Source organism: Flagellimonas lutimaris, from assembly GCF_051494225.1.
Lineage (GTDB): Bacteria > Bacteroidota > Bacteroidia > Flavobacteriales > Flavobacteriaceae > Flagellimonas > Flagellimonas lutimaris_A.
Map to the genome: position 1 here is coordinate 305,422 of NZ_JBNPYE010000002.1, position 24,499 is coordinate 329,920.

Annotated in this window: 21 protein-coding genes; 11 read left to right on the forward strand and 10 right to left on the reverse strand. The window is 40.9% G+C overall.

The features are described from left to right. The first annotated feature begins 4 nt into the window (after positions 1-4). The 5 genes from ACQQ5U_RS06570 (at position 5) to ACQQ5U_RS06590 (ending at position 3,992) form a co-directional block, all read left to right on the forward strand. On the forward strand, positions 5-1,210 hold the full coding sequence (locus ACQQ5U_RS06570) for a primase-helicase family protein (protein WP_437396180.1): 1,206 nt from the start codon (positions 5-7) through the stop codon (positions 1,208-1,210). Between the two features lie 205 nt (positions 1,211-1,415). Beyond that, entirely contained in the window at positions 1,416-2,318 is a 903-nt protein-coding gene (locus tag ACQQ5U_RS06575) for a CHC2 zinc finger domain-containing protein (protein WP_437396181.1), read from the forward strand. Positions 2,319-2,363: 45 nt separating this feature from the next. After that, positions 2,364-2,660, forward strand: coding sequence for a mobilization protein MbpA (gene mbpA, locus ACQQ5U_RS06580; RefSeq protein WP_437396182.1), 297 nt, complete (start codon positions 2,364-2,366; stop codon positions 2,658-2,660). Positions 2,661-2,665: 5 nt separating this feature from the next. After that, positions 2,666-3,526, forward strand: a complete 861-nt coding sequence (locus ACQQ5U_RS06585) for a relaxase/mobilization nuclease domain-containing protein (RefSeq protein WP_437396183.1) — start codon at positions 2,666-2,668, stop codon at positions 3,524-3,526. Positions 3,527-3,536: 10 nt separating this feature from the next. Next, positions 3,537-3,992 (forward strand): DUF6730 family protein, encoded by a 456-nt coding sequence (locus tag ACQQ5U_RS06590; RefSeq protein ID WP_437396184.1) that lies wholly within the window; start codon positions 3,537-3,539, stop codon positions 3,990-3,992. Positions 3,993-4,106: 114 nt separating this feature from the next. Here the strand turns inward: ACQQ5U_RS06590 and ACQQ5U_RS06595 are convergent, their stop codons facing one another. Next, a complete protein-coding gene (locus tag ACQQ5U_RS06595; RefSeq protein WP_437396185.1) occupies positions 4,107-5,324 on the reverse strand; it encodes a phage integrase SAM-like domain-containing protein in 1,218 nt (405 codons plus the stop codon). 240 nt (positions 5,325-5,564) lie between these two features. Next, a complete protein-coding gene (locus ACQQ5U_RS06600) occupies positions 5,565-6,422 on the reverse strand; it encodes an RluA family pseudouridine synthase (RefSeq protein ID WP_437396679.1) in 858 nt (285 codons plus the stop codon). A 146-nt stretch (positions 6,423-6,568) separates the two neighbouring features. Between ACQQ5U_RS06600 and ACQQ5U_RS06605 the strand changes: the two genes are divergently transcribed. Beyond that, positions 6,569-7,279, forward strand: coding sequence for an SDR family oxidoreductase (locus tag ACQQ5U_RS06605; protein ID WP_437396186.1), 711 nt, complete (start codon positions 6,569-6,571; stop codon positions 7,277-7,279). Here ACQQ5U_RS06605 and ACQQ5U_RS06610 read toward each other — a convergent pair whose 3' ends face one another. From ACQQ5U_RS06610 to ACQQ5U_RS06625, 4 genes are all read right to left on the reverse strand, one after another. Next, positions 7,280-10,012 carry a PD-(D/E)XK nuclease family protein gene (locus tag ACQQ5U_RS06610; RefSeq protein WP_437396187.1) on the reverse strand — a complete coding sequence of 911 codons (2,733 nt, stop codon included), beginning with the start codon at positions 10,010-10,012 and terminating at the stop codon, positions 7,280-7,282. It lies immediately after the preceding gene. A gap of 62 nt (positions 10,013-10,074) precedes the next feature. After that, positions 10,075-11,433 (reverse strand): OmpA family protein, encoded by a 1,359-nt coding sequence (locus tag ACQQ5U_RS06615; protein WP_437396188.1) that lies wholly within the window; start codon positions 11,431-11,433, stop codon positions 10,075-10,077. A 123-nt stretch (positions 11,434-11,556) separates the two neighbouring features. Then, a complete protein-coding gene (kbl, locus tag ACQQ5U_RS06620; RefSeq protein WP_437396189.1) occupies positions 11,557-12,750 on the reverse strand; it encodes a glycine C-acetyltransferase in 1,194 nt (397 codons plus the stop codon). Positions 12,751-12,764: 14 nt separating this feature from the next. After that, on the reverse strand, positions 12,765-15,890 hold the full coding sequence (locus tag ACQQ5U_RS06625; protein WP_437396190.1) for a UvrD-helicase domain-containing protein: 3,126 nt from the start codon (positions 15,888-15,890) through the stop codon (positions 12,765-12,767). Positions 15,891-16,011: 121 nt separating this feature from the next. Here ACQQ5U_RS06625 and ACQQ5U_RS06630 point away from each other — a divergent pair, with 121 nt between their 5' ends. After that, positions 16,012-16,620 carry a superoxide dismutase gene (locus ACQQ5U_RS06630; protein WP_437396191.1) on the forward strand — a complete coding sequence of 203 codons (609 nt, stop codon included), beginning with the start codon at positions 16,012-16,014 and terminating at the stop codon, positions 16,618-16,620. 662 nt (positions 16,621-17,282) lie between these two features. Here the strand turns inward: ACQQ5U_RS06630 and ACQQ5U_RS06635 are convergent. The 4 genes from ACQQ5U_RS06635 to purN all read right to left on the reverse strand — a co-directional run bounded on the left by ACQQ5U_RS06635 (position 17,283) and on the right by purN (position 21,427). Next, a complete protein-coding gene (locus tag ACQQ5U_RS06635; protein ID WP_437396192.1) occupies positions 17,283-19,181 on the reverse strand; it encodes an amidophosphoribosyltransferase in 1,899 nt (632 codons plus the stop codon). A 43-nt stretch (positions 19,182-19,224) separates the two neighbouring features. Further along, positions 19,225-20,151, reverse strand: coding sequence for a PfkB family carbohydrate kinase (locus tag ACQQ5U_RS06640; RefSeq protein ID WP_437396193.1), 927 nt, complete (start codon positions 20,149-20,151; stop codon positions 19,225-19,227). Between the two features lie 76 nt (positions 20,152-20,227). Then, entirely contained in the window at positions 20,228-20,863 is a 636-nt protein-coding gene (locus tag ACQQ5U_RS06645; protein ID WP_437396194.1) for a ribonuclease H1 domain-containing protein, read from the reverse strand. Then, a complete protein-coding gene (gene purN, locus ACQQ5U_RS06650; protein ID WP_437396195.1) occupies positions 20,864-21,427 on the reverse strand; it encodes a phosphoribosylglycinamide formyltransferase in 564 nt (187 codons plus the stop codon). It abuts the gene before it with no gap. Positions 21,428-21,589: 162 nt separating this feature from the next. Here purN and ACQQ5U_RS06655 point away from each other — a divergent pair, with 162 nt between their 5' ends. From ACQQ5U_RS06655 to ACQQ5U_RS06670, 4 genes are all read left to right on the forward strand, one after another. Further along, positions 21,590-21,823, forward strand: a complete 234-nt coding sequence (locus ACQQ5U_RS06655) for an acyl carrier protein (protein ID WP_009778413.1) — start codon at positions 21,590-21,592, stop codon at positions 21,821-21,823. Positions 21,824-21,924: 101 nt separating this feature from the next. Then, positions 21,925-23,175, forward strand: a complete 1,251-nt coding sequence (gene fabF / locus ACQQ5U_RS06660) for a beta-ketoacyl-ACP synthase II (RefSeq protein ID WP_437396196.1) — start codon at positions 21,925-21,927, stop codon at positions 23,173-23,175. A 9-nt stretch (positions 23,176-23,184) separates the two neighbouring features. Continuing rightward, positions 23,185-23,922, forward strand: coding sequence for a ribonuclease III (gene rnc, locus ACQQ5U_RS06665; protein ID WP_437396197.1), 738 nt, complete (start codon positions 23,185-23,187; stop codon positions 23,920-23,922). Between the two features lie 105 nt (positions 23,923-24,027). Further along, the gene (locus ACQQ5U_RS06670) at positions 24,028-24,498 is read left to right on the forward strand and encodes an IPExxxVDY family protein (RefSeq protein WP_437396198.1); all 471 of its coding nucleotides are present in this window, start codon (positions 24,028-24,030) and stop codon (positions 24,496-24,498) included. Position 24,499 lies beyond the last annotated feature (1 nt).

Consider the following 24,499-nt stretch of genomic DNA (forward strand, 5'->3'; position numbering starts at 1 on the left):
CAATATGAAAACCATTCCATATATAAGGGTCGGGACCACTTTTTACAAGCTGGTTAGGATTCCGACCATATCGGGGCATTTCAGCGAGCAGTTGGTCCCGTGGAACGAGCATATCATCAAGCAGGACCATGGCAAGGACTATTTGGGCAAGGTGCCCAAGTATGACGGCTTCGCCTGCATTCCCTGCCATGTCGATTTTAAAAAGGAGCACCACGGTTTTTATAATACCTACTCCCCTTTGGCGCACGAACCGAAAGAGGGGAGTATTAAAACAACACGCGCCTTTTTGGGGCATATCTTCGGTAATCAATTGGAATTGGGACTGGACTATCTGAAACTCCTTTACCAAAGGCCCGTGCAGGTGCTCCCCATCCTATGTCTGGTCTCTACTGAAAGGAACACCGGTAAAAGCACTTTTCTCAAATGGCTTAAGGAAATCTTTGGCAACAACCTGACCTATCTGACCAACGACAGCTTTGCAAGCCAGTTCAATGCGGACTGGGCCAACAAGCTGCTGATATGTGTGGACGAAGTACTGTTCAATAAAGAGGAGCTTACTGAACGCATTAAATATCTGAGCACCACCAACCGGAACAAACTGGAGGCCAAGGGCAAGGACAAACGGGAAGTTGAGTTCTTTGGTAAATTTATTCTCTGTAGCAACAACGAGGACAGTTTTATCAAGATCGATGCCCATGAGACCAGGTTCTGGGTACGGAAAATCCCACCCTTAAAAAAGGAGGACACCGATTTCTTGGATAAGTTGGCCCAGGAGGTTCCCGCCTTTTTGGATTTCCTTTCAAAAAGAGGGTACAGCACAGAACAAAGAACACGGATGTGGTTCACCGCCAAACAGGTGTATACACCAGCGTTGAAGAAACTCGTGAACAATAACCGGAACAGGGTGGAGAAGGAACTGGCCAGTCTATTGCTGAGCGCCATGGAAAAGTTCGAGATGGACTCGGTGGACCTTTGTCCCATCGATGCCCTGCACATGCTCAACCGTACACGGGTCAAGACCGACCTGACCCAATTGAGGCGGTTGCTGAAAAAGGATTGGAAACTGGACAACCAGCCCAATTCCAACAAGTACCAAAAGATCACCATCTGGAATAACGGTGAGATCAACACCGAGGACGCCAAGGGAAGGTACTTTACTATAAAAAAGAATTTTTTGGTCCAAAATTTTGATGATTTGATGACAGATTGATATAAGCCTTGTGTTTATAAGGGTTCAGGCTGTCATCACTTTGTCATCATTCTGTCATCAAAATAAAAAATGATGACAGGGACAATGAAGAAAAAAACAAAAATGATGAAACGATGACAAAATGATGACGGGGAAACCATCAGTTTTTACAGGGTCTCCCAGAGGTTTGTCATCAAATCATCAAAAATCTATTAAAAACAGAACCATGAAAGAAAAAAGATTGGACTGCGAAAAAGCCCGCAATATTGACATCGTTTCCACGCTGGCCAATTTGGGGCACTTTCCAGTCCGGAAAACGGAAAAAGAAGCTTGGTTCCTTAGCCCGTTCCGGAGCGAGACCCAAGCCTCTTTCAAGGTATCGTTGAAAAAGAACTACTGGATAGACTTCGGGACCTTCGAGGGAGGCAGTACCATAGACCTGATCATGAAAATGGAGAACTGTTCGATAAAGGAGGCATTGGATCAATTGTCCGGGAACATGGGCCATTTTTCTTTTCACCGGCGACCGAATCCAACCAAGAAGGAACACAGGGCCAACCCTATTGAAATCATCGAGGTAAAGGAAATCGAACACCAGGCCCTTCAAAACTATCTGAGCTCCAGAAAGATTTCGACCAAGACCGTAAGAAAACTTTGCAAGGAGGTCCACTATACAATAGGTGATCGAAAATACTTTGCCATCGGACTCCAGAACAGGTCTGGAGGCTGGGAACTGCGAAACAGATATTGGAAAGGCTCTACCTCACCAAAGGATGTCTCATTGACGGGGAATAGATCAAAGAAATTGGCGATTACGGAAGGCATGTTCGATATGCTCACCCTTTTGGAACTTAGACCAGAGATTCTTAATACCCATGACCTTTTGGTATTGAACACCACGGCCTTTGTAAAGCGGATGATTTTTGAAATAGGGGATTATGAAAATGTAGAGCTGTTTCTTGATAGGGACAAAACGGGACTGGGGATGACGGAACTTTTATTGGAAAAGTGCCCGAACAGTAGGGATATGTCCTCTCTCTATGGAGGATTCAAGGATATCAACGAATGGAATGCAAAAAGCGCGAAGGATGAAGTTCGGCAACGAATTCAAGATGTGTCATTGTCATGACAAATCTTGCTTTTGCTCCCGAAGGTCGCAAAAGATGATGTGAAAATGAAGAAAGAGTTCGTCCAGTTCCGGTGCTCGGTCTACGAGAAGAAACTGCTGAAGGTCAAGGCCCGGAAGAGCGGTCTTTCCGTCAGTGAGTACTGCAGACGGGCAGCTTTCGATGATCGTATCGTGGAACGGATGACGGACGAACAGATAGAGGCCTATAAGTTATTGGTCAAATACCAAAGGAACTTTAAACTGATTACCAACATGTTCCGAAAACGGAACCCCAGATTGGCCGAGGAAACTGCCCAGCTGGCCAAAGAGATACGACAACACCTTTTAAACTTCAAGAAATGATAGGCATGGGAAAGTCCATATCGCACATCGCAGCCTCTATGAGCTACGGGATGAACCAGGAGAAAGAATCGGAGATCATCCACAGCCAATATCTGGCCGGGGAGACCCCACGGGAGATCACCGAGGAGTTCAAGGTCATCCAAGAGCAGAATGAACTGTGCAGGAAGAACACGCTCAGCTTTGTTCTCAGTCCCACCATCGAGGACGGGAGGAAACTGGAAAGGGAGCAGCTCAAGGAAATGACCGAAAGGTTTCTTAAGGAAATGAACCTTAAGCAGCACCAGGCCATTGCCTTTGTCCACCGGGACAAGGAACATGTGCACGTCCATCTGTACGCCAACCGGATAAACTTTCAGGGAAAGGCCTACAATGACAGTTTCATCGGAAAACGTAGCCAGCAAGTGGCGGAACGGGTGGCCAAACAGATGGACCTGACCACGGTAAGGGAGGTACAGCAGGAAAAACTGTACCAGATGCAACATGTCCGCTCTGAAATACAGAAAATCCATGAAAAGGTCGTGGCCAGGGACCGGCCAAGGGACTTTGACCAGTATATCAAATCCATGGAGCAGAACAATGTTAAGGTCATCCCTAGCATCAACAGGCAGAACCAACTGCAGGGATTTAGGTTCGAGTACAAGGGAACCAACCTAAAGGGAAGCGAAGTGCACCGTTCCATGTCCATGGGGAGGATTGCCCGTCAAATGAACTTTGAAAAGAACATGGCACAACGGATTGCCAAGGACAAGAGCATGCAGCTTTTGGGCAGGACAGTGAATGTCCCAACAAGTCTGACCCAGACACTCATAAAGAAAACCATCAAATTGGCCATAAAAGTGGTCAGGGACACTGGAATAGGAATCTAAACACAACAACATGGCAAAACTTGATGAAATAGCGGAACTGTTGACCGAAGAGATCAATGGATTTGAGAAGAGCATCGGCCGATTGGAGAAGGCACATGAAAATTTGCAGAATCTTCCATTAAGGCCCGACACCACTGAGATCAAGGTGCTTCTAAATGATTATGGGAACAATCAAAAAAAGACCATTGAGGAACAACAAAGACTGATGGAAAGGATTCTTCATAAAGTAGAGCGGTCCATTCTCTTGCCCAGTTGGGCCATTAAACTTTCATGGGGATTGTTGGTGTGTGTTCTTTTTGTGCTAGGGTTTTCAATCTATCAGGTATCAAGGATATCAAAGAAAGAACAGGTTGCATATATAGAAGGTCAGGATGATGCCATTGAACACTACGGGACATTCCTCGACGATAGCCCAGAGGCAAAGGACCTCTATCAAAAATGGCTGGAGGGAAAAGGCAAAAAGTAGGACAGCGCCCTATCCTATTTTTGATAAACACTTTTCTTCCCGAACGCTACAAAAATAGGCCAGGATCCATGCGCCGAAGTTGGGGGTAAGATTTGGGACGAGGGAGGGTTAAGGCTACAGTTTAACCAACTTCTGATTATAATTGTCTAGTATATTATTCGGCAGGGACTTCAGATATATTTGAGTAGTTGATAGTCGATTATGGCCAAGCATTGAAGAAATAGCTTGTAAAGGAACGTCCTGCAGCATAGCTTGGGTTGCAAAACTATGACGAGATACATATGAAGTCAACCGCTGCTCTATCTTGCATTTTTTTGCAATTTCTTTAAGTCCTTTATTATATCTCTTTCGTGCCCATAAGACGTCTTTATATTGAAGTTCAAATGTGGCTCTTTTAATGATTGGAAATATAAATTCAGACCTCTCTTTATCCTTAAGATAAAACGAGAGGATTTCCTTTAACTGAGGCGTGATGTTAATATCATACGGCTTTGACGTTTTTTTTCTTTGGAATTTAATTCGGTTGTCAATGATATTTTGAACCCTTAAAAAAGCCAAGTCCATAAAGGAAATACCATAAAGCATATAAGAGGCAAGGAAGTAATTTCTATAGTGAAACAGACTATCCGTTTCTTCCAGTTTTAAAAGCATAATTGATTTGATGCTTTTAATGTCAAGCGCTCTTTTTTCCGTAGGAGTAGTTTTAATCTTATAATGTGTAAAAGGATAAGCATCTCTAGAAACAACATCAGACTTGATGGCCTTGTTAAAGACTGCTTTGATTGTTCTCATATACGTCGATAGGCTGTTAACAGAATTGCCTTTGGAAAAGTGCCAGTTCTCAAATCTTTTGAGAAAATCATAATTGATTTCGTTGAATTTGATATCATTTCCATCAGCGAATTTCTCCAACACCTTAATTACCGCGTAGTATGTGTTTGCATTACCATAACGTTCAGCTGCCTTTAACTCATCGACAATATCCTCGCTAAACTTAAAAAATGAATCCAATGATGCGGTTTTTACAATCTTCTTCTTAAGCTGCAAAATGGATAAAAAGTTAAGCTCGTCCTTTTCGTTCAGGTCATTAATTATGTCGACCGCTCTGGTCTTTTCTTTTAAGAGTTGATTATTTAGTTTACTAACTGATGAAGTGCCTTTGAATGCTCTTTTAACTTTCTCGTTTTTATTATCCCAAAATTCCTTTTTTATTGATTGACCTAAGCTTATGGAAGTTGTTTTTCGAAAATGAGTTAATCGCAAAATTATAGGGTAGGAGGCATCTTTTTTCTTCCTACGCGTATCCAAAGAGAGTTTTATATTGGTATTCATCCTAATCAAAGATAAAAAAATTTGCACGCAATTTGCACGCAAATAGATGATTTTAATTGAAATCAAACAAATACAAAATTTTTTAAATAACTGAAAAACAAATGAATATGTATTTTTTTGATTCGATATAGTGTAGTAATCCTCTTTCTGGCAGGCAAGAGGTCACCGGTTCGAATCCGGTATTCTCCACCATAATGATAAAAGCACCTCATTGACGGGGTGCTTTTTTTGTGGTATATTCTAAGGAAATATCTTCCTAAACTTCTCAGGAAGCTCATCTGTAATGCGTATGTTTTCGTTGGTAAACGGATGCTTAAACTCCAAAGAAAAAGCATGTAAATACAGGCCCTTGCCCTTTAAAATTAAGTTTTCGAAAGCGTATTCTTTATCTCCGAGTATGGGATGACCCAAACCAAACAAATGCTTGCGCAATTGGTGTCTTCTGCCCGTTTTGGGATGTAACTCCAACAAATTGAGGGTGCCGAACCGTTGCGAGGGAACGGATTCCATTACTATATAATCCGATTCCGATGGTTTCCCGTCTATTTCGGATGTTATGGTTCCTTCACTCTTCATTTTACCAATAGTGACAGCATAATAGGTTTTTGCAATGGTTTTGTCCTCGAACATTTTGTTCAGGGTTCGTATGCTACTGCTCGTCTTCCCAACTAAAACAATGCCAGTAGTGGCATAATCCAATCGGTGTACGGGTTGGGGCGTGGCAGCATCCGATAGCTTGCTGTGTTGCAGGTTTTGTGGCAAGGCATTGGCGATGGTTTTGAACTTGTTGCCACTCACTTCGATGCCTGCTGGTTTATGGATGATGGCCAAATGATCATCTTCAAACAAAACTTGTAACGGAAAAACGAGTTGCCTATTTGGTAGGATTTTCTTTGGAAGGGATAAGGCAATGTGTTCTCCTCCGGTAATCATTGTTGCCGTGGTGGCGATGGCACCATTTACGGTAATGTACTTTTTCTTTATGGCTTTTTTAAGGGCTGATTTTGTTGGTATTGCCTCAAAAATACCTACGCCATATTCCTGTATCCGTTGGGGAATGTGAATCTCGGGGACGGTATGGGTTTCGTTTGCTTCGATTTAAGAGTTGATAATTACATAAAACTACCATTTTCTACAGTTAAAGCTATTAGGTCGATTTATTCCTTAAACATTAACCTTCCTTTAGGATGGATTTTTTGTATTTGGCCTGTGCTTTTTTGAACTTTACTTCAAAACAAATCAACATGAAACTAGAAGGAAAAGTAGCATACATCACAGGAGGAACCAAAGGTATAGGTTACGGTATTGCCGAATGCTTGTTGGAACAAGGCATGAAGGTGGCCGTTAGCGGAAGAAGCCAAGAAAGTGCAGATGCCGCAGTAAAAGGCTTAAACAACCCGGACAATGTGTTGGGCTTGGTGTCCGATGTGTCCAAATTGGAAGATGAGAAAAAGGCTGTGGCGGCTATTCTCGACAAATGGGGGCAATTGGATGTAGTGATGGCCAACGCAGGGGTGGGACATTTTGCACCCATTGACCAATTGGAAGATGAGAAATGGCATCAGATGATCGACACCAACCTAAACGGGGTGTACCACACGCTAAAAGCTTCGGTGGAAGCTTTGAAAAAGTCGGAAGGCTATTATATGACCTTGGCCAGTTTGGCGGGAACCAATTTTTTCCCAACTGCAGCGGGTTATAACGCTACCAAGTTTGGCGTTGTCGGTTTTACGCAGGCAGCTATGTTGGATTTAAGGCAATATAACATCAAGGTCACCACCATTATGCCAGGTTCCGTAGCGAGTCATTTTAACGACCATGAACCATCGGAAAAAGATGCTTGGAAGATTCAACCGGAAGACATTGGTAAATTGGTGGTCGATTTGCTCACCATGCACCCACGTACCTTGCCGAGCAAAATTGAAGTACGTCCTACACGTCCCGATTTAAAATAATTAATCCACCTTTTCGGTTAGGGGAATCTCGGAATTACAGATTTCGCGGATAAGTTGGTACAGGTAATTTTCGAAGGTCGCGAGGGTATCGGCATTAATTTGGGTGTTCTTGTCCTCTGAAAAGCGGAACAATCCTTGACTCAGTTTTTTAAAGGATATGATTCCCGCCTGTACGTCGCTTATGCCATGTTTTTTGGAATATAGGTAGGCGTAACAGAGCAATTGGAATGCCTTGCTCTTGTCGTAATCTGTAATCAGCGTTTCCCAGTCCGTTATTTTCACATTTTTGGCCTCTACCTTGCCTGTTTTATAATCTATGATTCTCACGGTACCGTCAAATTCATCCACACGGTCCAAAGTTCCCTTTAGTTTGATAGGAAAATCAAGCCCAGGAATAGTGATGAATTCTTCGTAGCGTTCCTCAAGCGCCAATATTTTAATTTCGTGTCGTTTTAGCTGTTTGAGTTCATCATCCAAAAAGTTGTGCAGGTATTTTATGATGACATTGTACACCAGCAGAAACTTTCCTTTGGAAACATCCACCCCAGAAAGATTCTTTTCAAAATGATGCTGCACCACATTGGCAACTTTAGTTTTTAGGGCCTTCACATTTTCTTCTGTCAATAGTTGATTAATGAGCGGCGTATAGAGTTGTTCCAAACTATCGTGAATAATGGTTCCGAAGGTATTGGCAGCAATATTTTCTTCAACCTCTTCCAAATCATTGATTTTAAGAATATTTCTTGTGTAAAAATCAATAGGGTTTCTTATGTAATTGGTCAACGAGGTCGGCGAAAAACCGTTTTGGGCAAAAGCCTTGAGATCTTCCATAAACTCACCCTGTTTGTTGATTTGGATCAGAGGCTTTGCCTCTATGCTGATTTTAGGGGTGGCAATGGTGTGGGTAATATGTAATTTTAGATTTTCATCCGTCAGCAATTGTGTGATCAATCTGCTTTTTTCTCCACCTTCCAATACATCGGGTTCGGTGTTGTAGGTGATATAAATGTTCTTTGCCCGTTGAATCAATCGGTAGAAGTGATACACGTAAATGGCGTCCTTTTCTTTGTAGGTGGGCAGGCCATAATCCCGTTTTACATCAAAAGGAATAAAAGAGTTGTTGGATTTGCCCGAAGGGAGAATACCCTCGTTCACCGAAGTGATGATAACGGTTTCAAAATCTAGGTTTCTACTCTCCAACATTCCCATTATTTGAAAACCCGTCAATGGCTGACCAATAAAATCCAAGGTTTCCATATTGGCCAATTGTTTGAAGAGGTTTTTGATGGATTTGAGCTCACCCATAAAATCAACCTTGTCCAAATACTGTCCCAATTGGTTGAAGAGCGCATAGAACCGATACAGATATTCCAGTTCCAAGGCATTTTTCTCATTTTGATAAATCAATTTCAACCGTTCGATGAAGAGCAAACAGTTGTTGATCCAATCCATTGGCGAGATAGTACCCGAGGGAAATATAATCGATAACAGATTTTTTGCTTTGGGATATTTGGCGAGAATCTCCGAGTTGATGTAAAGTAGGTTTCCTTCTTTGATATCCTTGGTCATGCGTTGCGCAAAATTCCCTTGTTCTTCAGAAGAAAGGGTCAAGGTATAGGGGTTGGAGATAAATTCCAATACTCGTTTATAGAACCAACCTCGTTCGGAAACGTTGAGGTGGAGTTCCAAATAATTTATAAAAAAGGAATAGAGTACCGTTTTGTTCAGTGGCATCCCCATGGTAATGTTCACCTCTGGGATATTGCTGGGAAGGGCATTCAGTATTGGGTTGAGCAAAGTTTCATCTGCCAGAACCAAAGCGGTTTTGGTGAGGTCGATATCTTCTTGTTGGCCAATGCTCTCCAATAATTGACCCACATATTTGGTTTGTGATATGCTTTTGGGAACCCCGGTTATAGTGATGTTTTTTTTTACGAGAAAATTGTGCTGCGGTTCTATTTTATGCCCATGCTTGTAGTAGGGCCAGTTGTATTGATAATCTCGCACAAATAAACCTGCATCGTGAATGGGGTCGTTTAAAAAATAGGTATCGATGTCCCAATAGATATGTGCATTGCCTTGTTCCAGATAGTGTTGAATAACGGTTGATTCTGCGGCGTTCAATGCATTGAAGCCAACAAAAATGATCGGTCTGTTATTCGTTTCTTGATGAATTCCATTTTGAATAGCTTTCACCGCTTCACGTTGAATCAAGCCTTGATACCCTCTTTTTTGTTCTAGCAGAGTATCATAAAAATTTTTGTAGATGGTTTCCAGATTCTTCCAAAGTTGTAAATAATTCTCAACGAGTTCCGTTTTTTCCTTACTCGCGGACCAATGGTTGATTTCCTTGATGGCAGAGAGGTAATTTAATATGTCGTGAGCAGGAATTAGATAACCATCGATCTCATTGAAATCCTGCAATAATGTTTGTCCCCAATTGATAAAGGATACAAAATCATCTGATTCTTCTATTTGGGATTGCTTGTAGACTTTAAAAAGAAGCAGCAGCAAATCGATATTTGAGGCTTGGTTTAAGTTTGATAGCTTTCCAATGAACTCTTGAATGGATAGTACGTCTGGACTGAATATGTTTTTTTTCAGTTGGTTGGAGATATGTTTTTTTAAAAACGTACCTGATCGTTTACTGGGAAGTACAAAGGTACACTGCGTAAAATCCAACTGTTTGTGGTGGAGGTCGTCCAGTACATATTCTAGAAAAGTATCATGCATGGATTAAAAATAAAAAAGGCCCCGCATTTGCGGAGCCTTTTTCAAGAAAACTTTGTTTCTTATTATTTTACCAAGTTGATTTCAACTCGTCTGTTTTGTGCTCTACCAGCTCTTGTGTTGTTAGTAGCGATTGGCTTAGCTTCACCGTAACCGATTGCAGTCAATCTATCAGAACTGATTCCTTTGTCAATCAAGAAGTCTCTAACAGAGTTAGCTCTCTTTTCTGAAAGGCTTTGGTTGGTTTTTTCACTACCAACGCTATCAGTATGGCCTTCTACAGTAAACTTAGCGTTAGGATACTCGTTCAAGATTTGGATAATGTCAACCATTACTGAAGTAGACTCAGCTTTGATAGAAGATTTACCGGTATCGAACAAGATAGTTCTAGCGTAATCATTCAATTGCTTTTGAACTTCTTCAGTTACTTCTGGACAACCGTTGTTAGCGACAGTACCAGCGATTTCTGGACACTGATCGTCTTTGTCAAGAACTCCGTCACCATCAGCATCAGGCCAAGGGCATCCGTTGTTTGCTGCTGGACCAGCTTCGTTAGGACACTCATCATCTTTATCAGCAACACCGTCACCATCAGCATCAGGACAACCGGCTAGTGCAGGAAGACCTGGAGTACTTGGACAAGCATCATCTTTATCGGCAACACCGTCACCGTCAGAATCAGGACATCCGTTCATTTCTTTAGAACCAGCTTCGTTAGGACAAGCGTCTTTGGCATCTTCGATACCGTCGCCGTCAGAATCAGGACATCCGTTGAATGCTTCTAGACCAGCAACTTCTGGACAAGCATCGTCTTTGTCGTAGATACCGTCACCATCAGTGTCAGTACCACCAAACTTGATGCTGATACCAGCCATATGTTGGAAGTGAGAAACCAAGTAATCTTCAAATGCGTGCTTGTACTGTGTTTGAAGGGTGAAACCTAGGTTGTCAGAGAACCAAAAGTTAACACCAACACCTCCGTTTACGGTTCCAGCTCCGATTTCATCAATCCAAGTGTAACCACCACCTACTTCTACGAAAGGATCTACGGTAGTGTTTTTAAGAATGTTGTATTTAATGGTACCATCGATAGCGTAGTGAGAAAGGTCATCAACTTCGAAATCTCCAATATTTTCAATCCTGTTCAGAGATCCTTTAGCTCCTACAGAGAAACCATCCCCAACATACTTGGAAACAGATATGTAAGATACCGATGGTAAAATGTTCCAGTGGTCTGTAACATTAAAGTACTCATCGAACAATGTGGAACTTGAATAAGGATTGTTACTATCGTTAGTAGGATAAGCGTCTATCGCATTCACCCCAATGCTAACTTGCCAGGGATTATTTTCGTCTTGCGCTTGTATGCTGTTGATCCCTACAAATACAAGAGCAACAACCAATAATTTGCTAAGATGTTTCATGCTCAAAATTTTAAGTTTAAGTGTTTATCAGCAGCAAATGTAAGTTGTTAAGACTTATTAACAAAATCTAAATTTCATTTTTTTTAACTCTTTTACCAGAAGAATTGCTGCATTTCATCGAATTTAGATGATCTTTAACGATTTTCCTACCTTAATGAAGGCATTAATAGCCTGGTCCAAGTGTTCTTTTTCGTGTGCAGCGGATAATTGAACTCTAATCCTAGCTTTGTCTTTGGGAACCACTGGATAAAAGAAGCCAATCACATAAATCCCCTCTTCCAAGAGCATATCCGCCATGTTTTGTGACAGTTTGGCATCGTAGAGCATTACTGGTACTATGGCAGAATCTCCATCAATAATGTCAAAGCCAGCTTCTTTCATTCCTTTTTTAAAGTATTCCGTGTTGCTTTGGAGTTTATCTCTTAAAGAAGTGTCTTTGTCCAACATTTCAAAAACTTTAATGGATGCACCAACTATGGCAGGAGCCAATGAATTGGAGAACAAATAGGGTCTTGAACGCTGACGAAGTAATTCAATAATTTCTTTTTTTCCTGTAGTATAACCTCCCATGGCCCCACCCAAGGCTTTACCGAGTGTGCCTGTAATGATGTCAATACGATCCATAACTCCTTTTTCTTCCAAAGTTCCGCGGCCTGTTTCCCCTATAAATCCTGCTGCATGGCATTCATCAATCATTACCATGGCATCATATTTATCCGCTAGGTCACAGATTTTGTCCAAAGGAGCCAAAAGTCCGTCCATAGAGAAAACCCCATCAGTTACGATAACCTTAAAACGGGCTCCGTCAGCGTTACTTTGTTTAAGTTTTTCCTCAAGGTCGGCCATATCATTATTGGCATATCGATATCTCATGGCCTTGCACAAACGAACCCCATCAATAATAGAGGCGTGGTTCAGGGAATCTGAAATAATCGCATCTTCCGCTGTGAGCAACGGTTCAAATACACCACCGTTGGCATCAAAAGCAGCGGCATATAATATGGTATCCTCGGTACCATAGAAATCGGCAATTTTCTGTTCCAACTCTTTGTGGATATCCTGCGTTCCGCAAATAAATCGAACCGAAGACATTCCAAAGCCGTGGGTGTCCATGGTATCTTTTGCGGCTTGAATCACATCAGGATGTGAGGAAAGGCCCAAATAGTTGTTCGCACAAAAATTGATGACCTCTTCCCCTGTGGAAATTTTTATCACTGCCCCTTGCGGAGAGGTGATGATTCGTTCTTTTTTAAATAGGCCAGCTTCTTCTATTTCTTTCAACTCTTTGGCCAAATGTTCTTTTATTTTCCCGTACATATCTTTACTTAACTTTATACAAAAATAGGTTCTATTTGCTGGTCAATATAAACAATAATGGATTGTTTGATTTTATAATCCATTGCTTTTAAAATATCGGCATAGTTTGCAATTTGCTCTTTGTGCCTGGGTGATGGTTTACCCGTTTTATAATCAATGATGGTAGCTTGGTTCCCATCAATTATAATTCTGTCAGGTCGAAGGGAATGTCCATCCGTAGTCAGTATTTCTTGCTCGTTCAATATATGAAAGTTGTCCAAGAACAAGTCTTTCAACTTTGGATGATTCACGACGGCCATTATTTTTTGTTTGATGTCGCTCGCTGCCTCTTTGGGAAAATGTCCCTCAATTTCCAACCGTTCCAAAACTAGATCAACATCCTTTACAGTTTTGATTTGGCTCAACGCAAAGTGAATCAAGTTCCCCATCTCAATAGCTTCCATACGTTCATCATCCCACATACGGCCCGATTTGGTAGAAATAGTGAATCCAGCATCATCTTTTGGGCGGGTTACATAGGAGATATAATTTTCGGTGGATTCCAAAGGTGAAGTTGCAATTTCTTTTGATGGGAATGTTCCGATGGTATAAACACCACTTTTACTTTCAAGAATATTCTTCAGCTGAATATACAATTGAAACAAATCAGAGTAGGATGAAGCAGCATCAACTGAAGCAATATCTTTTTTACTGGTCTCGGTAATTACAAACAGCCCTTTTACCGGACGGGTGAGTGCTACATAAAGCACGTTCATGGAATCCAACAAGGTTTTTTGTTCTTCGACCACATATTTTTGTTGGGCCACCTCGTTGTATTCCAACATGTCCTTATTGTTGTTGATGAGGAATTCGTCCAACCCTAAAGCTTCATCATTGGTAGTGGCTGGCACCCAAGATTTCTTTTTCTTTCTTTTATCATCCAGAATCGCGTTGGCAAACGGGAAAATCACAAATGGGAATTCAAGACCTTTGGCCTTGTGGATGGTCATAATTTTTACGGCATCCACGCCATCGGGCGCGGCAATGGACAGGGATTGTTTTTTTATCTCCCAATAATTAAGAAAGGCATAAACGCTCGGTCCTTCACTTTTTTCCAAATCCAGTACTTCGTCCATCAAAAACGAAATGTGCGCAATGGAACCCTCATAAAGCTCGAACTGCACTATGGCGGTTTCCAAAATGGTGAGCACAGGTTTACCCTTTAATTCATAAATATTGAAGTTGTACGCTGTAGCCAAGAACGCTTCAATAGCATCTAAGTTTTTGCTGATGAAGTCATGTTTGCCATTTTCATCGGGAGACAGATACATTAATATATGGTACGCCGCCTCTCTGTCCTTTACGTTTTCAAAAATCCTAAGTATGGAAACCAAAAAAATGACCTTTTCATTTTTGCTCAACAGCAACGCATCCGAAGAAACAATGGGGATGTTGTTTTGCGCCAAAAAATTCGCCAGTAGCATCCCTTTGTTATTGTCGCGAACCAAAACACAGATATCGGCATACGCATGGTTTTCCGAAATGATGCGTTGAATGGAATTTAATGTTTTATCGCAATAGGCCTTATCCTTCTCTTCCACATCTTTGTCCAAAAAGGACATTTGGATGTAGCCCCCTGATTTGTTGTTGGTTTTTTGATGGGAGTCGTTCAAAAATAGGTTCCGATAATCTTCATTGGCGAGCACAGGGGCCACTTCGGTAAAAAAACTGTTGTTGAAGTTCACGATTTCATCATAGCTCCTCCAGTTGGTATCCAACGAATGAATGCTTGGTTCTATCACAAATGGATGAGATTTTCTGTTGATTAGATTGAGAAACTGCTCCGCTCTACCGCCTCGCCAGCGATAAATGGCCTGCTTTACATCACCGACCAAAAAAAGTGAGCCTCGTTCGTGTTTTTCATCTTCACTTTCCAAAGCATTGCCAATGAGTGGCACCAGATTTTCCCATTGCATTTTTGAGGTATCCTGAAACTCATCAATAAAATAATGACGGTATTTTTCGCCCATCCGTTCATAAATGAAAGGGACGGGTTGATTTTTGATTTCTTTAGAGAGAATTGCGTTCAAAGAAGAAATTGGAACAATGTCTCGATCTAGTTCAATATTCTTGATTTCCTTGGCGATTTCGTTCAAAACGGTCATTGGTACGATGTTGCCATAAATGTTTTGTAAATAACTATGCCGATAAATAAGTTGTTTAACGGTCAAATAGTGCTCTAAGGTGGTGATGGCTAAATGGGTGACGTCCCTTTTGTCGCTGGCCTTGAGCAATTTTCCTTCAACCAGATTGGGCTCCAAAGTTTTGGCGGCGTACAATTTTTTAGGGTCGAGCTCGCCATCAATCATCTTTTTAAAATGATTGGGGAGGGTCTGTCTGGGAAAATCAGTAAAATCAAACCCTTGATGCTCCATTTCTTGAAGTACAATTTCAGCCAATTGCTTTACCTTTTCTTCAATGTTCTTGCTTTCTGATGCAATCCTTTTTTGTATGTCCTGAAAATTACCAATGGATTTTTCGCGCAGCGGATTTATATGCTCGGAGTGATTTTCCTGAAAAAGGAGTTTTCCGATTTCTACCAAATCATAAGTGATGTTCCAGCTTTTGTCATCATCAATTTTTTCCAAGGAAAAAGTAATCAGGACTTCGGTAAGTTTTTCATCATTGCCGGCACGTTCCAGCAACCTTCCCACTGCTTCTTCCAACAGTAAATCCAAATTGAGCTCCACTTCAAAATTTTGGGATAGATGCAAATCGCGGGCAAATGTTTTTATGATTTTGTGGTTGAACTTGTCTATGGTGGAAATCTCAAAAAAGGAGTAATTGTGAAGAATTCGCTTTAGGATAAGTTGGGACCTTTTTCGCAATTCTTCCCCGGTCAAAGAAAGTTCGCCACAAAGCGATTGGAAAAGGCCTTTCTGTTTTTCGGGGACAACATCTTGACCAAAGGCATAAAGGTTGTCCAATATCCTGGTTTTCATTTCATCCACCGCTTTGTTGGTAAATGTAATGGCCAAAATCTGACGGAATTTTACCGTAGCATCGTTGGACAGTAATAATTTAAGGTATGCTTTGGCAAGGGCATAGGTCTTGCCAGAGCCTGCTGATGCGCTATATATTTTAAAATTAGACCCCTCCAAGGATGTTTTTTCTGCAAAATAAGGATTCCTTGCCCGATGTTAACATGGTTTTAGCGGAATATAAATGTTAAAACTTGTATTTTTACGTGAGTAAAGTAATAACTTAAAAAAACAGAATATTATGGCTTTTGAATTACCTAAATTACCTTATGCATACGATGCATTGGAACCACATATAGATGCTAGGACCATGGAAATACACCATACTAAGCATCACAATGGCTATACTACTAAATTGAACGCTGCCATAGAGGGAACAGATTTAGCCGGAAAAGGAATTGAAGATATCCTTACTGGTTTGGATATGTCCAACACTGCAGTTAGAAACAATGGAGGAGGGTTTTTTAACCACAGCCTGTTTTGGGAAGTAATGTCTCCGAACGGTGGTGGAGCTCCATCCGGAGAGTTGGCCTCTGCCATTGATGAAGCTTTTGGTTCTTTTGATGCATTCAAAGAAAAATTCAGTGCTGCTGCTGGGTCAAGATTTGGATCGGGATGGGCTTGGTTGTGCGTGCATAAAGGAGGAAAAGTTGAAATTTGTTCTACTCCAAACCAAGATAATCCCATTATGCCAGGAGTAGGTTGTGGTGGTTACCCAATCTTGGGCTTGGATGTATGGGAACATGCATACTATTTGCACTATCAAAATAGAAGACCAGAATACATATCAGAATTTTTCAGTGTTATCAACTGGGATAAAGTTTCTGAGAACTACGCAGCTGGCAAATAAGAACTAGTTCGTTATTAAATATAAAAGCCGTGCAGTTGGTGCATGGCTTTTTTTGTTTCTATTTTTTTAAAATAGAAAAGGGCGAGGAAGTCCTCGCCCTTTTCGTCCCAAATCTTACCATAAACTTAACCTACTTATGCTATGGCGAGACTAAAATACTGGTATTGTGAGAAATAACAAAGACTTTTAAAAAATATTTTGCTTTTTGGAAGAAAAAGAAAAGGTGCAGTTCATCGATAAAAATGTTAAAACCTTGGTAGTCAAATATAAAGAAGGCGGAGCACGCTCCGCCTTCTTTCCCCAAATCTTACCATGAACTTAACCTACTTATGCTATGGTCCTCCAAATGTAAGCCAAGCGATGTTTTTGTGCCCAAGCTTTTAGATGAAACTCCCTTTAATTGGTTAAAGTGTACAACTTGGCCTCCAGAGCATTATTAATGAAGAAAAGGATTACGAAGATTTCCAGTTGGGAAAGTGTAGAAAATAAAAAAGGTGGAATAGCTTCCACCTTTTTTGCCCCAAATCTTACCATGAACTTAACCTACTTATGCTATGGCAGATACTAAAGTAGGATTGAGGGTTTCTAATTGTATAAAAACCCGCTATACTGCTAGTTTCATCGATAAAACGCACACTTTTTGTGCATTTTGTACATGACTGTTAATAAGCTCTTTCGTTCTTGCCCTCGAAAAAGTTGACAAATGCCTTATTGACCACCCTATTGCCACCAGGTGTTGGATAATTTCCAGTAAAATACCAATCACCTAAGTTTTTAGGACAAGCGCTATGCAGACCTTCAATGGTCTGGTAAATGATTTCAACCTCTGCATTGATACCTTCCGGACTTAATATCTCCCCAATTTTCTTTGAAATCTGTTTGGCAGAGAACGGCGCATAAAATTCTTTAACATAGTTGACGGCGTCCTTGTTGGATGTGTCTGTCTGAGTGAGACACTTTTCATAAATCTCCTTTATCAAATGGGTTGTGCCGTGATCCTCGTGCAAAGCTTTTGCTGCTTTAAAAGCCACAAAATCTTCCAGCTTGGCCATATCGATACCGTAGCAATCAGGGTAGCGTATTTGAGGGGCGGAGGAAACCACAACGATTTTTTTAGGAGAAAGTCTGTCCAATATTTTTAGGATACTTCGCTTCAAAGTGGTTCCTCGAACAATACTATCATCTATAATAACAAGGTTGTCCGTGCTTTTTACGGAACCATAAGAAATGTCATAAACGTGGGTGACTAAATCATCCCTGCTACTATCTTGGGTGATAAAGGTTCTCAGCTTTGCATCCTTAATGGCCACTTTCTCAATTCGTGGTCTTACGGCCAATATCTTGTGAAGCTCTTCTCCAGTCATATTGGGACCTAGTGCCAAAATTTGCTCCTCTTTTTTCTTGTTGAGGTAATTCTGGGCCTCTTTTACCATGCCAAAGAAAGAAGTTTCCGCCGTGTTCGGGATATAGGAGAAAACCGTATTTTTTAAATCGTTGTCTATGGATTTCAATATTTCGGGAAACACCAGTTTTCCCAATTTTTTTCTTTCCTGATAGATTTCTTTATCGCTACCTCGAGAGAAGTAAATGCGTTCAAAAGAACAAGCCTTTCGCTCAGTGGGTTCCAAAATCCTTTTCAAGGCCATGGAGCCACTTTTCTTGATAATTACGGCATGCCCAGGATCTAGCTCTTTTACATCTTCAAAATCAACATTGAAAACCGTTTGGATCACAGGACGTTCCGACGCCACTACCACAACTTCATCATCTTGGTAGTAATAAGCGGGTCGTATTCCCGCAGGATCCCTCATCACAAAGGCGTCACCATGACCAACAAGTCCGCTCATGGCATAACCTCCATCCCAGTTTTTGGAAGCTTTTCTCAAAATCTTGGCAACATTCAAACGTTCTGCAATAAGGGCAGAAGCTTCTCTTTTGGTATATCCTTCTTTTTTGATTTGCTTGTAGAGCTTGGCAACGGCATCATCCAAAAAGTGGCCGATTTTTTCCATTACGGTAACGGTATCGGCTTTTTCTTTGGGGTGCTGTCCCAATTCCACCAAGTTTCCGAAAAGCTCATCAACATTTGTCATGTTAAAGTTTCCGGCAACGATAAGGTTACGGTGCATCCAGTTGTTCTGTCTCAAAAAGGGATGAACACTTTCAATGCTGTTTTTACCAAAGGTGCCATAACGAACGTGCCCCATTAGAAGTTCTCCGATATAGGGAATGTTCTTTTTTTGCCAGGCAACATCGTCTTCATGTTCTGGATGCTCGGTCAAGGCCGTATTGATACGATTGTTTATTTGGGCAAAAATATCCTGAATGGGCTGTTGTTGGGCCGACCTTACACGACTCATGTACCGTTCACCAGGCTCCATGTCCATTTTAATACTTGCAAAACCAGCCCCGTCTTGTCCACGGTTGTGCTGTTTCTCCATCATTAGGTACATCTTATTTACACCGTAAAAAGCGGTACCGTACTTTTCTTTGTAGTACTCCAGGGGTTTAAGCAAACGGATCAACGATATGCCACATTCGTGCTTAATGGGATCACTCATAACAAATCAAATAAAAAAGCCCCGAAATTTTCAGGGCAAACATTTACGTTAATTCAATATTGAACTGTGTCAGTTCTTTAAACTGTACCAAGCGGGCATCGACCTCGCTCTTTTCTAAATTCACCATCCGTTCGGTTCCAAAGCGTTCCACACAGAACGATGCCAAATTGGATCCGTGAATAATGGCGTTCTTCATACTTTCAAAAGATATGTTTCCTACTTCGGTCAAGTATCCGGCAAAACCACCGGCAAAAGTGTCTCCTGCACCGGTTGGGTCAAAAACTTCTTCCAAAGGCAGGGCAGGGGCAAAGAAAATATTGTCTTTATGGAACAAGAGTGCGCCGTGCTCTCCCTTTTTAATCACCACATATTTAGGTCCCATTTCCTGAATTTTAGCTGCAGCCCTGACCAAGGAATATTCGTTGGTCATTTGTCTTGCTTCTTCATCGTTAATTGTAATGACATCAATTTTGGAGATTACCCCCATCAACTCATCCCATGTATTGTCCATCCAAAAATTCATGGTATCCAAGACTATAAGTTTTGGTCGTTTTTCCATCTGATTAATTACGCTCAACTGGATGTTTGGGTGAAGATTGCCAAGCATTACAATATCAGCATAGGTATAATCACTTGGTACCACTGGATTAAAATCGGCCAAGGTGTTTAATTCGGTGGCCAAAGTATCTCTGGAATTTAAGTCGTTGTGATATTTTCCTTCCCAAAAGAAAGTTTTACCGCCTTTCACTACTTCAACACCAGAAAGGTCAATGTCTTTATTTTTTAAAATATCCATGTAAGATTGAGGGAAGTCATCTCCCACCACAGATACGATTGCGGAGTCTATTTTAAATTGTGACGCTGCCAAGCCGATAAAGGTGCCGGCACCACCCAAAATTCTTCCTGTTTTCCCGAACGGTGTTTCAATGGCATCAAAAGCCATGGTTCCCACGATCAGTAATTTGCCCATTCCCTAATTTTTGCTGCAAATATACGGCATGGATGTTCCAATTATCAAAAAATGGCGTGTTTGTTCGCGAAACAGATTATTTTCTTCCGAAATCCGCAGGAATTTCACCCCAAGCTTTGGTTTCCCACTTCACAATTGGAGTATTGAACCTGTTTTTTGTTAACCACTCCTCTGCACGTTTTATCAGTTCAAAAAGTTGGGCGTTTTTGGTAGTTTTTTTCAATTTAGTGCCACACTTTTTCTTGCGCACCCACCCAATGGCGATTCTAGAATCTGAATAAAGGATTCGTTCACTTTTTTGCTGCTTTAAAAAGGCGAGACCGTGCACTAAGGCTAAAAACTCACCAACATTACTGGTTCCCTGTTCAAAAGGACCTTGGTGGAAAAGAACTCGCTTGGTTTTTGTATCTACTCCACGGTACTCCATTTTTCCAGGGTTGCCACTGGATGCAGCATCCACGGCAATGGAGTTGTAATTGGGGTCGCCAATTTTCAATAACTCTTCTGGGGTGAGTTCTGTTTTGCTCTTGGATTTGCCTTTATATTCCAAATAATTGCCATTGAAAGCTTTTTTGGCCTCTTCAAAAGTGGTGAACGATTTGTATTGGGCCCCTTTTGCACCATCAATTTGGGCTTTGCAATCGGCCCAGGATTCAAAAATACCGGGGCGCTTGCCTTTCCAGACTACATAAAACTTCTTTTTCTTCGCCATTTAGGATAAGAGTTTTTCTATCACCTGAGGAAAATGTTCGTATTCCAATTGATGCACTTTTTGGGCAATGGAATTTGCATCGTCTGAAGGAATCACATCTGTTTTTGCTTGAAAAATGATGGCACCCTCATCATAATTTTCGTTTACATAATGAATTGTAATACCAGTTTCAGTCTCTTTATTGTCCTTAACAGCTTGATGAACTTTATCCCCGTACATACCTTTTCCGCCATATTTAGGTAGCAAAGCTGGGTGAATATTGATGATTTTATTCGGGAAAGCATCAATAAGGTGTGATGGAATCTTCCAGAGAAAACCTGCAAGTACAATTAAATCCGTGTTAAGTCCTTTTAAAAAATTTACGACCGCATCAGAATTTTTAAAAGCGGGCTTATTAAAATAAAAGGCAGGGATCCCCAGGCGGTCACAACGTTCTAGGACTTTGGCCGAACTCTTATTGGTAAGTACCGCAGCTACTGCTACATCTGGTTTTTCACGAAAAAAGGAAATAATATTTTCTGCATTGGACCCACTGCCCGATGCGAAGATTACAATTCGTTTCATTCGTTAGGAATTGATATGTTTTTGGACTAAATTACGTCGGCTAAAGTAATGTACAGTATTTTAAGATGATTAATTTGGAGCACATTTTATCGACAAATGGTGTATTTAATCCAAAGTTTTATATTTTTGCCAACGATTTAAATTTTTAAAACCACAATAATTATGTCAGACATTGCATCAAGAGTAAAGGCTATCATCGTTGATAAACTGGGTGTAGATGAAAATGAAGTTGTAGCAGAAGCTAGCTTTACCAACGACTTAGGAGCGGATTCCTTGGACACTGTTGAACTTATCATGGAGTTTGAGAAAGAATTTGATATTCAAATACCAGATGACCAAGCAGAGAACATTGCCACTGTAGGTCAAGCAATTAGCTATATAGAAGAAGCTAAGTAATTATATGATATATCGCTAAAGATTATAAATTATCCATGTGGTTATTATCACATGGATAATTTTTTTTATAATTTACGTCTAAAGGGTAAAAAAATAGTTCAATGCAGTTAAAGCGAGTTGTGGTTACCGGAATGGGAGCGTTAACACCCATAGGTAACAATTTGGAAGCTTATTGGGAAGGACTACGGACCGGTAAGAGCGGTTCTGCCCCCATTACTTATTTCGATACCGAAAAATTTAAAACAAAGTTTGCTTGCGAGCTTAAGGGTTATGATCCTTCAGACTTTTTTGATCGCAAGGAGGCCAGAAAACTGGACAGGTTTGCCCAGTATGCTTTGGTATCTTCAGATGAAGCCATTGCGGACTCTGGAATAGACTTGAACGTTGTTGACAAGTTTAAGGTAGGTGTTATATGGGGAGCAGGAATAGGCGGATTGGAAACTTTTCAAAATGAGGTAATCAATTACGCCAATGGTGATGGTACACCACGTTTTAATCCATTCTTTATTCCCAAAATGATTGCAGATATCGCACCGGGTAACATTTCCATCAAACATGGATTTATGGGGCCAAACTATACCACGGTTTCTGCCTGTGCTTCATCGGCCAATGCCATGATCGATGCGCTTAACTATATTAGATTGGGACACTGCGATGTTGTTGTTACCGGCGGTAGTGAGGCAGCTGTAACTATGGCGGGTATGGGCGGATTCAATGCAATGCATGCACTTTCCACCAGAAATGAAAGCCCAGAAACTGCTTCCAGACCATTTGATGCCACTAGAGACGGTTTTGTATTGGGAGAAGGTGGGGGAGCACTCATTCTTGAAGAGTATGAGCATGCCAAAGCTAGAGGAGCCAAGATATACGCAGAAGTTTTGGGTGGTGGACTATCTAGTGATGCTTACCACATGACCGCACCACATCCAGAAGGTATTGGAGTAGTTCAAGTAATGAAAAACTGCTTAGAAAATGCTGGACTAAAACCAGAAGATGTAGATGCCATTAACACGCATGGAACTTCTACACCACTTGGAGATGTTGCAGAGTTAAAGGCTATTTCCAAAGTATTTGGAGATCATGCCAAAGACATTAATATTAACTCTACGAAGTCCATGACCGGACACTTGTTGGGTGCTGCAGGAGCCATTGAGGCCATAGCATCCATTTTGGCCATGGAGCATAATTTAGTACCTCCTACGATTAACCATAGCGTGGTTGATGAGGGAATAGACCCATCGCTAAACTTGACCTTGAACAAGGCACAGGAGCGAGAGGTAAAGGTTGCCATGAGCAATACGTTCGGCTTTGGAGGACACAATGCTTGTGTGTTATTCAAAAAATTAGGGTAGTTTTGTAGCATGAAACTTACTTCCAAAATATTCAATTCCCATCCGAGCACGGATGGGGATTTTTTTTTGGGAATCAAAAAAATACTTGGGTTTAAGCCCAAGAACCTGGAAATTTATAAAACGGCATTCCTTCACAGGTCCATGAACAAAAAGGACGCCAAAGGAAATCCAATTAACTATGAGCGATTGGAATTCTTGGGAGATTCAATGCTAGGAACCATCATCTCTAAATATTTATACAACGAAGTTCCTGAAGGAGATGAAGGCTACTTAACGAAAATGCGCTCCAAAGTAGTTAGTAGAAAGCACCTTAATGAATTAGGCAAGGATTTGGGGCTGTTGGAATTTGTGGAGAGTAGGATTCCCAAATCGCATTTTGGCGAAAATATCCATGGCAATGTTTTTGAAGCACTTGTAGGAGCCATTTACTTGGACAGGGGCTACAATTACTGTGAAAAGTTCATTGATGATAGGGTAATAGATCCCTATGTGGACATTGAGCAGTTGGAAGGAAAGGTGATTAGTTATAAGAGTTTGGTAATTGAGTGGTGCCAAAAAGAAAAGAAACCTTTTAATTACCATGTATATGAGGATACGGGGAATGATGAGCTTAAGCACTTTGCGGTCAAACTGACCATCGGGGACAGAATGCTTGCCAAAGCTAGGGCCACATCAAAGAAAAAAGCTGAAGAGAAAGCTTCCAAAAGAGCCTATTTTGCATTGCAAAGCAAGATAGAAAACCACTAACTTTAAATAAAGGCAAACTCAAACGTTTTCGCTTTATTTATAAGTGTATAGTTTTGTATTAACTAGGCATTCATAAGGATTAAGCCTATATTTACCGTTCGTGTTATGGGCATGTTAACGACGCATAAGATATCGGCAGACCTATATGATGATAGTTTTTCTCTCATCGCCATACATAGTGATTTAGAAGATTATGCTATCACCTATGCCATAAATTCCATCTGTGGCCTATTTTTAAAACGGATGACAAAAGACCTTCATCTAGATGAAAATATGTCTTTCTCCGTATTCGATTGGGACGATGTAATAAACGACGTGTATTGGACACTGATTTCAAACAAATGCGAAGTTGAGGTGGAGACACCATCGGTAGGATTATTTGGAAACAATATTTCCATTAAAACCGATTATTTGGTAAAAGAACGGAAAGAAGTTGATTATTTTTTAAAAGTTGATTCAGCAGATGCAACAATCTTTTTACAAAAGATAAAATCCATAAATCAAATAGCCAAAGTGATAACAGCATATCCATTGGATACACAAAACTTAAAATCAAAAAGAAATTTAATCTTTTAAC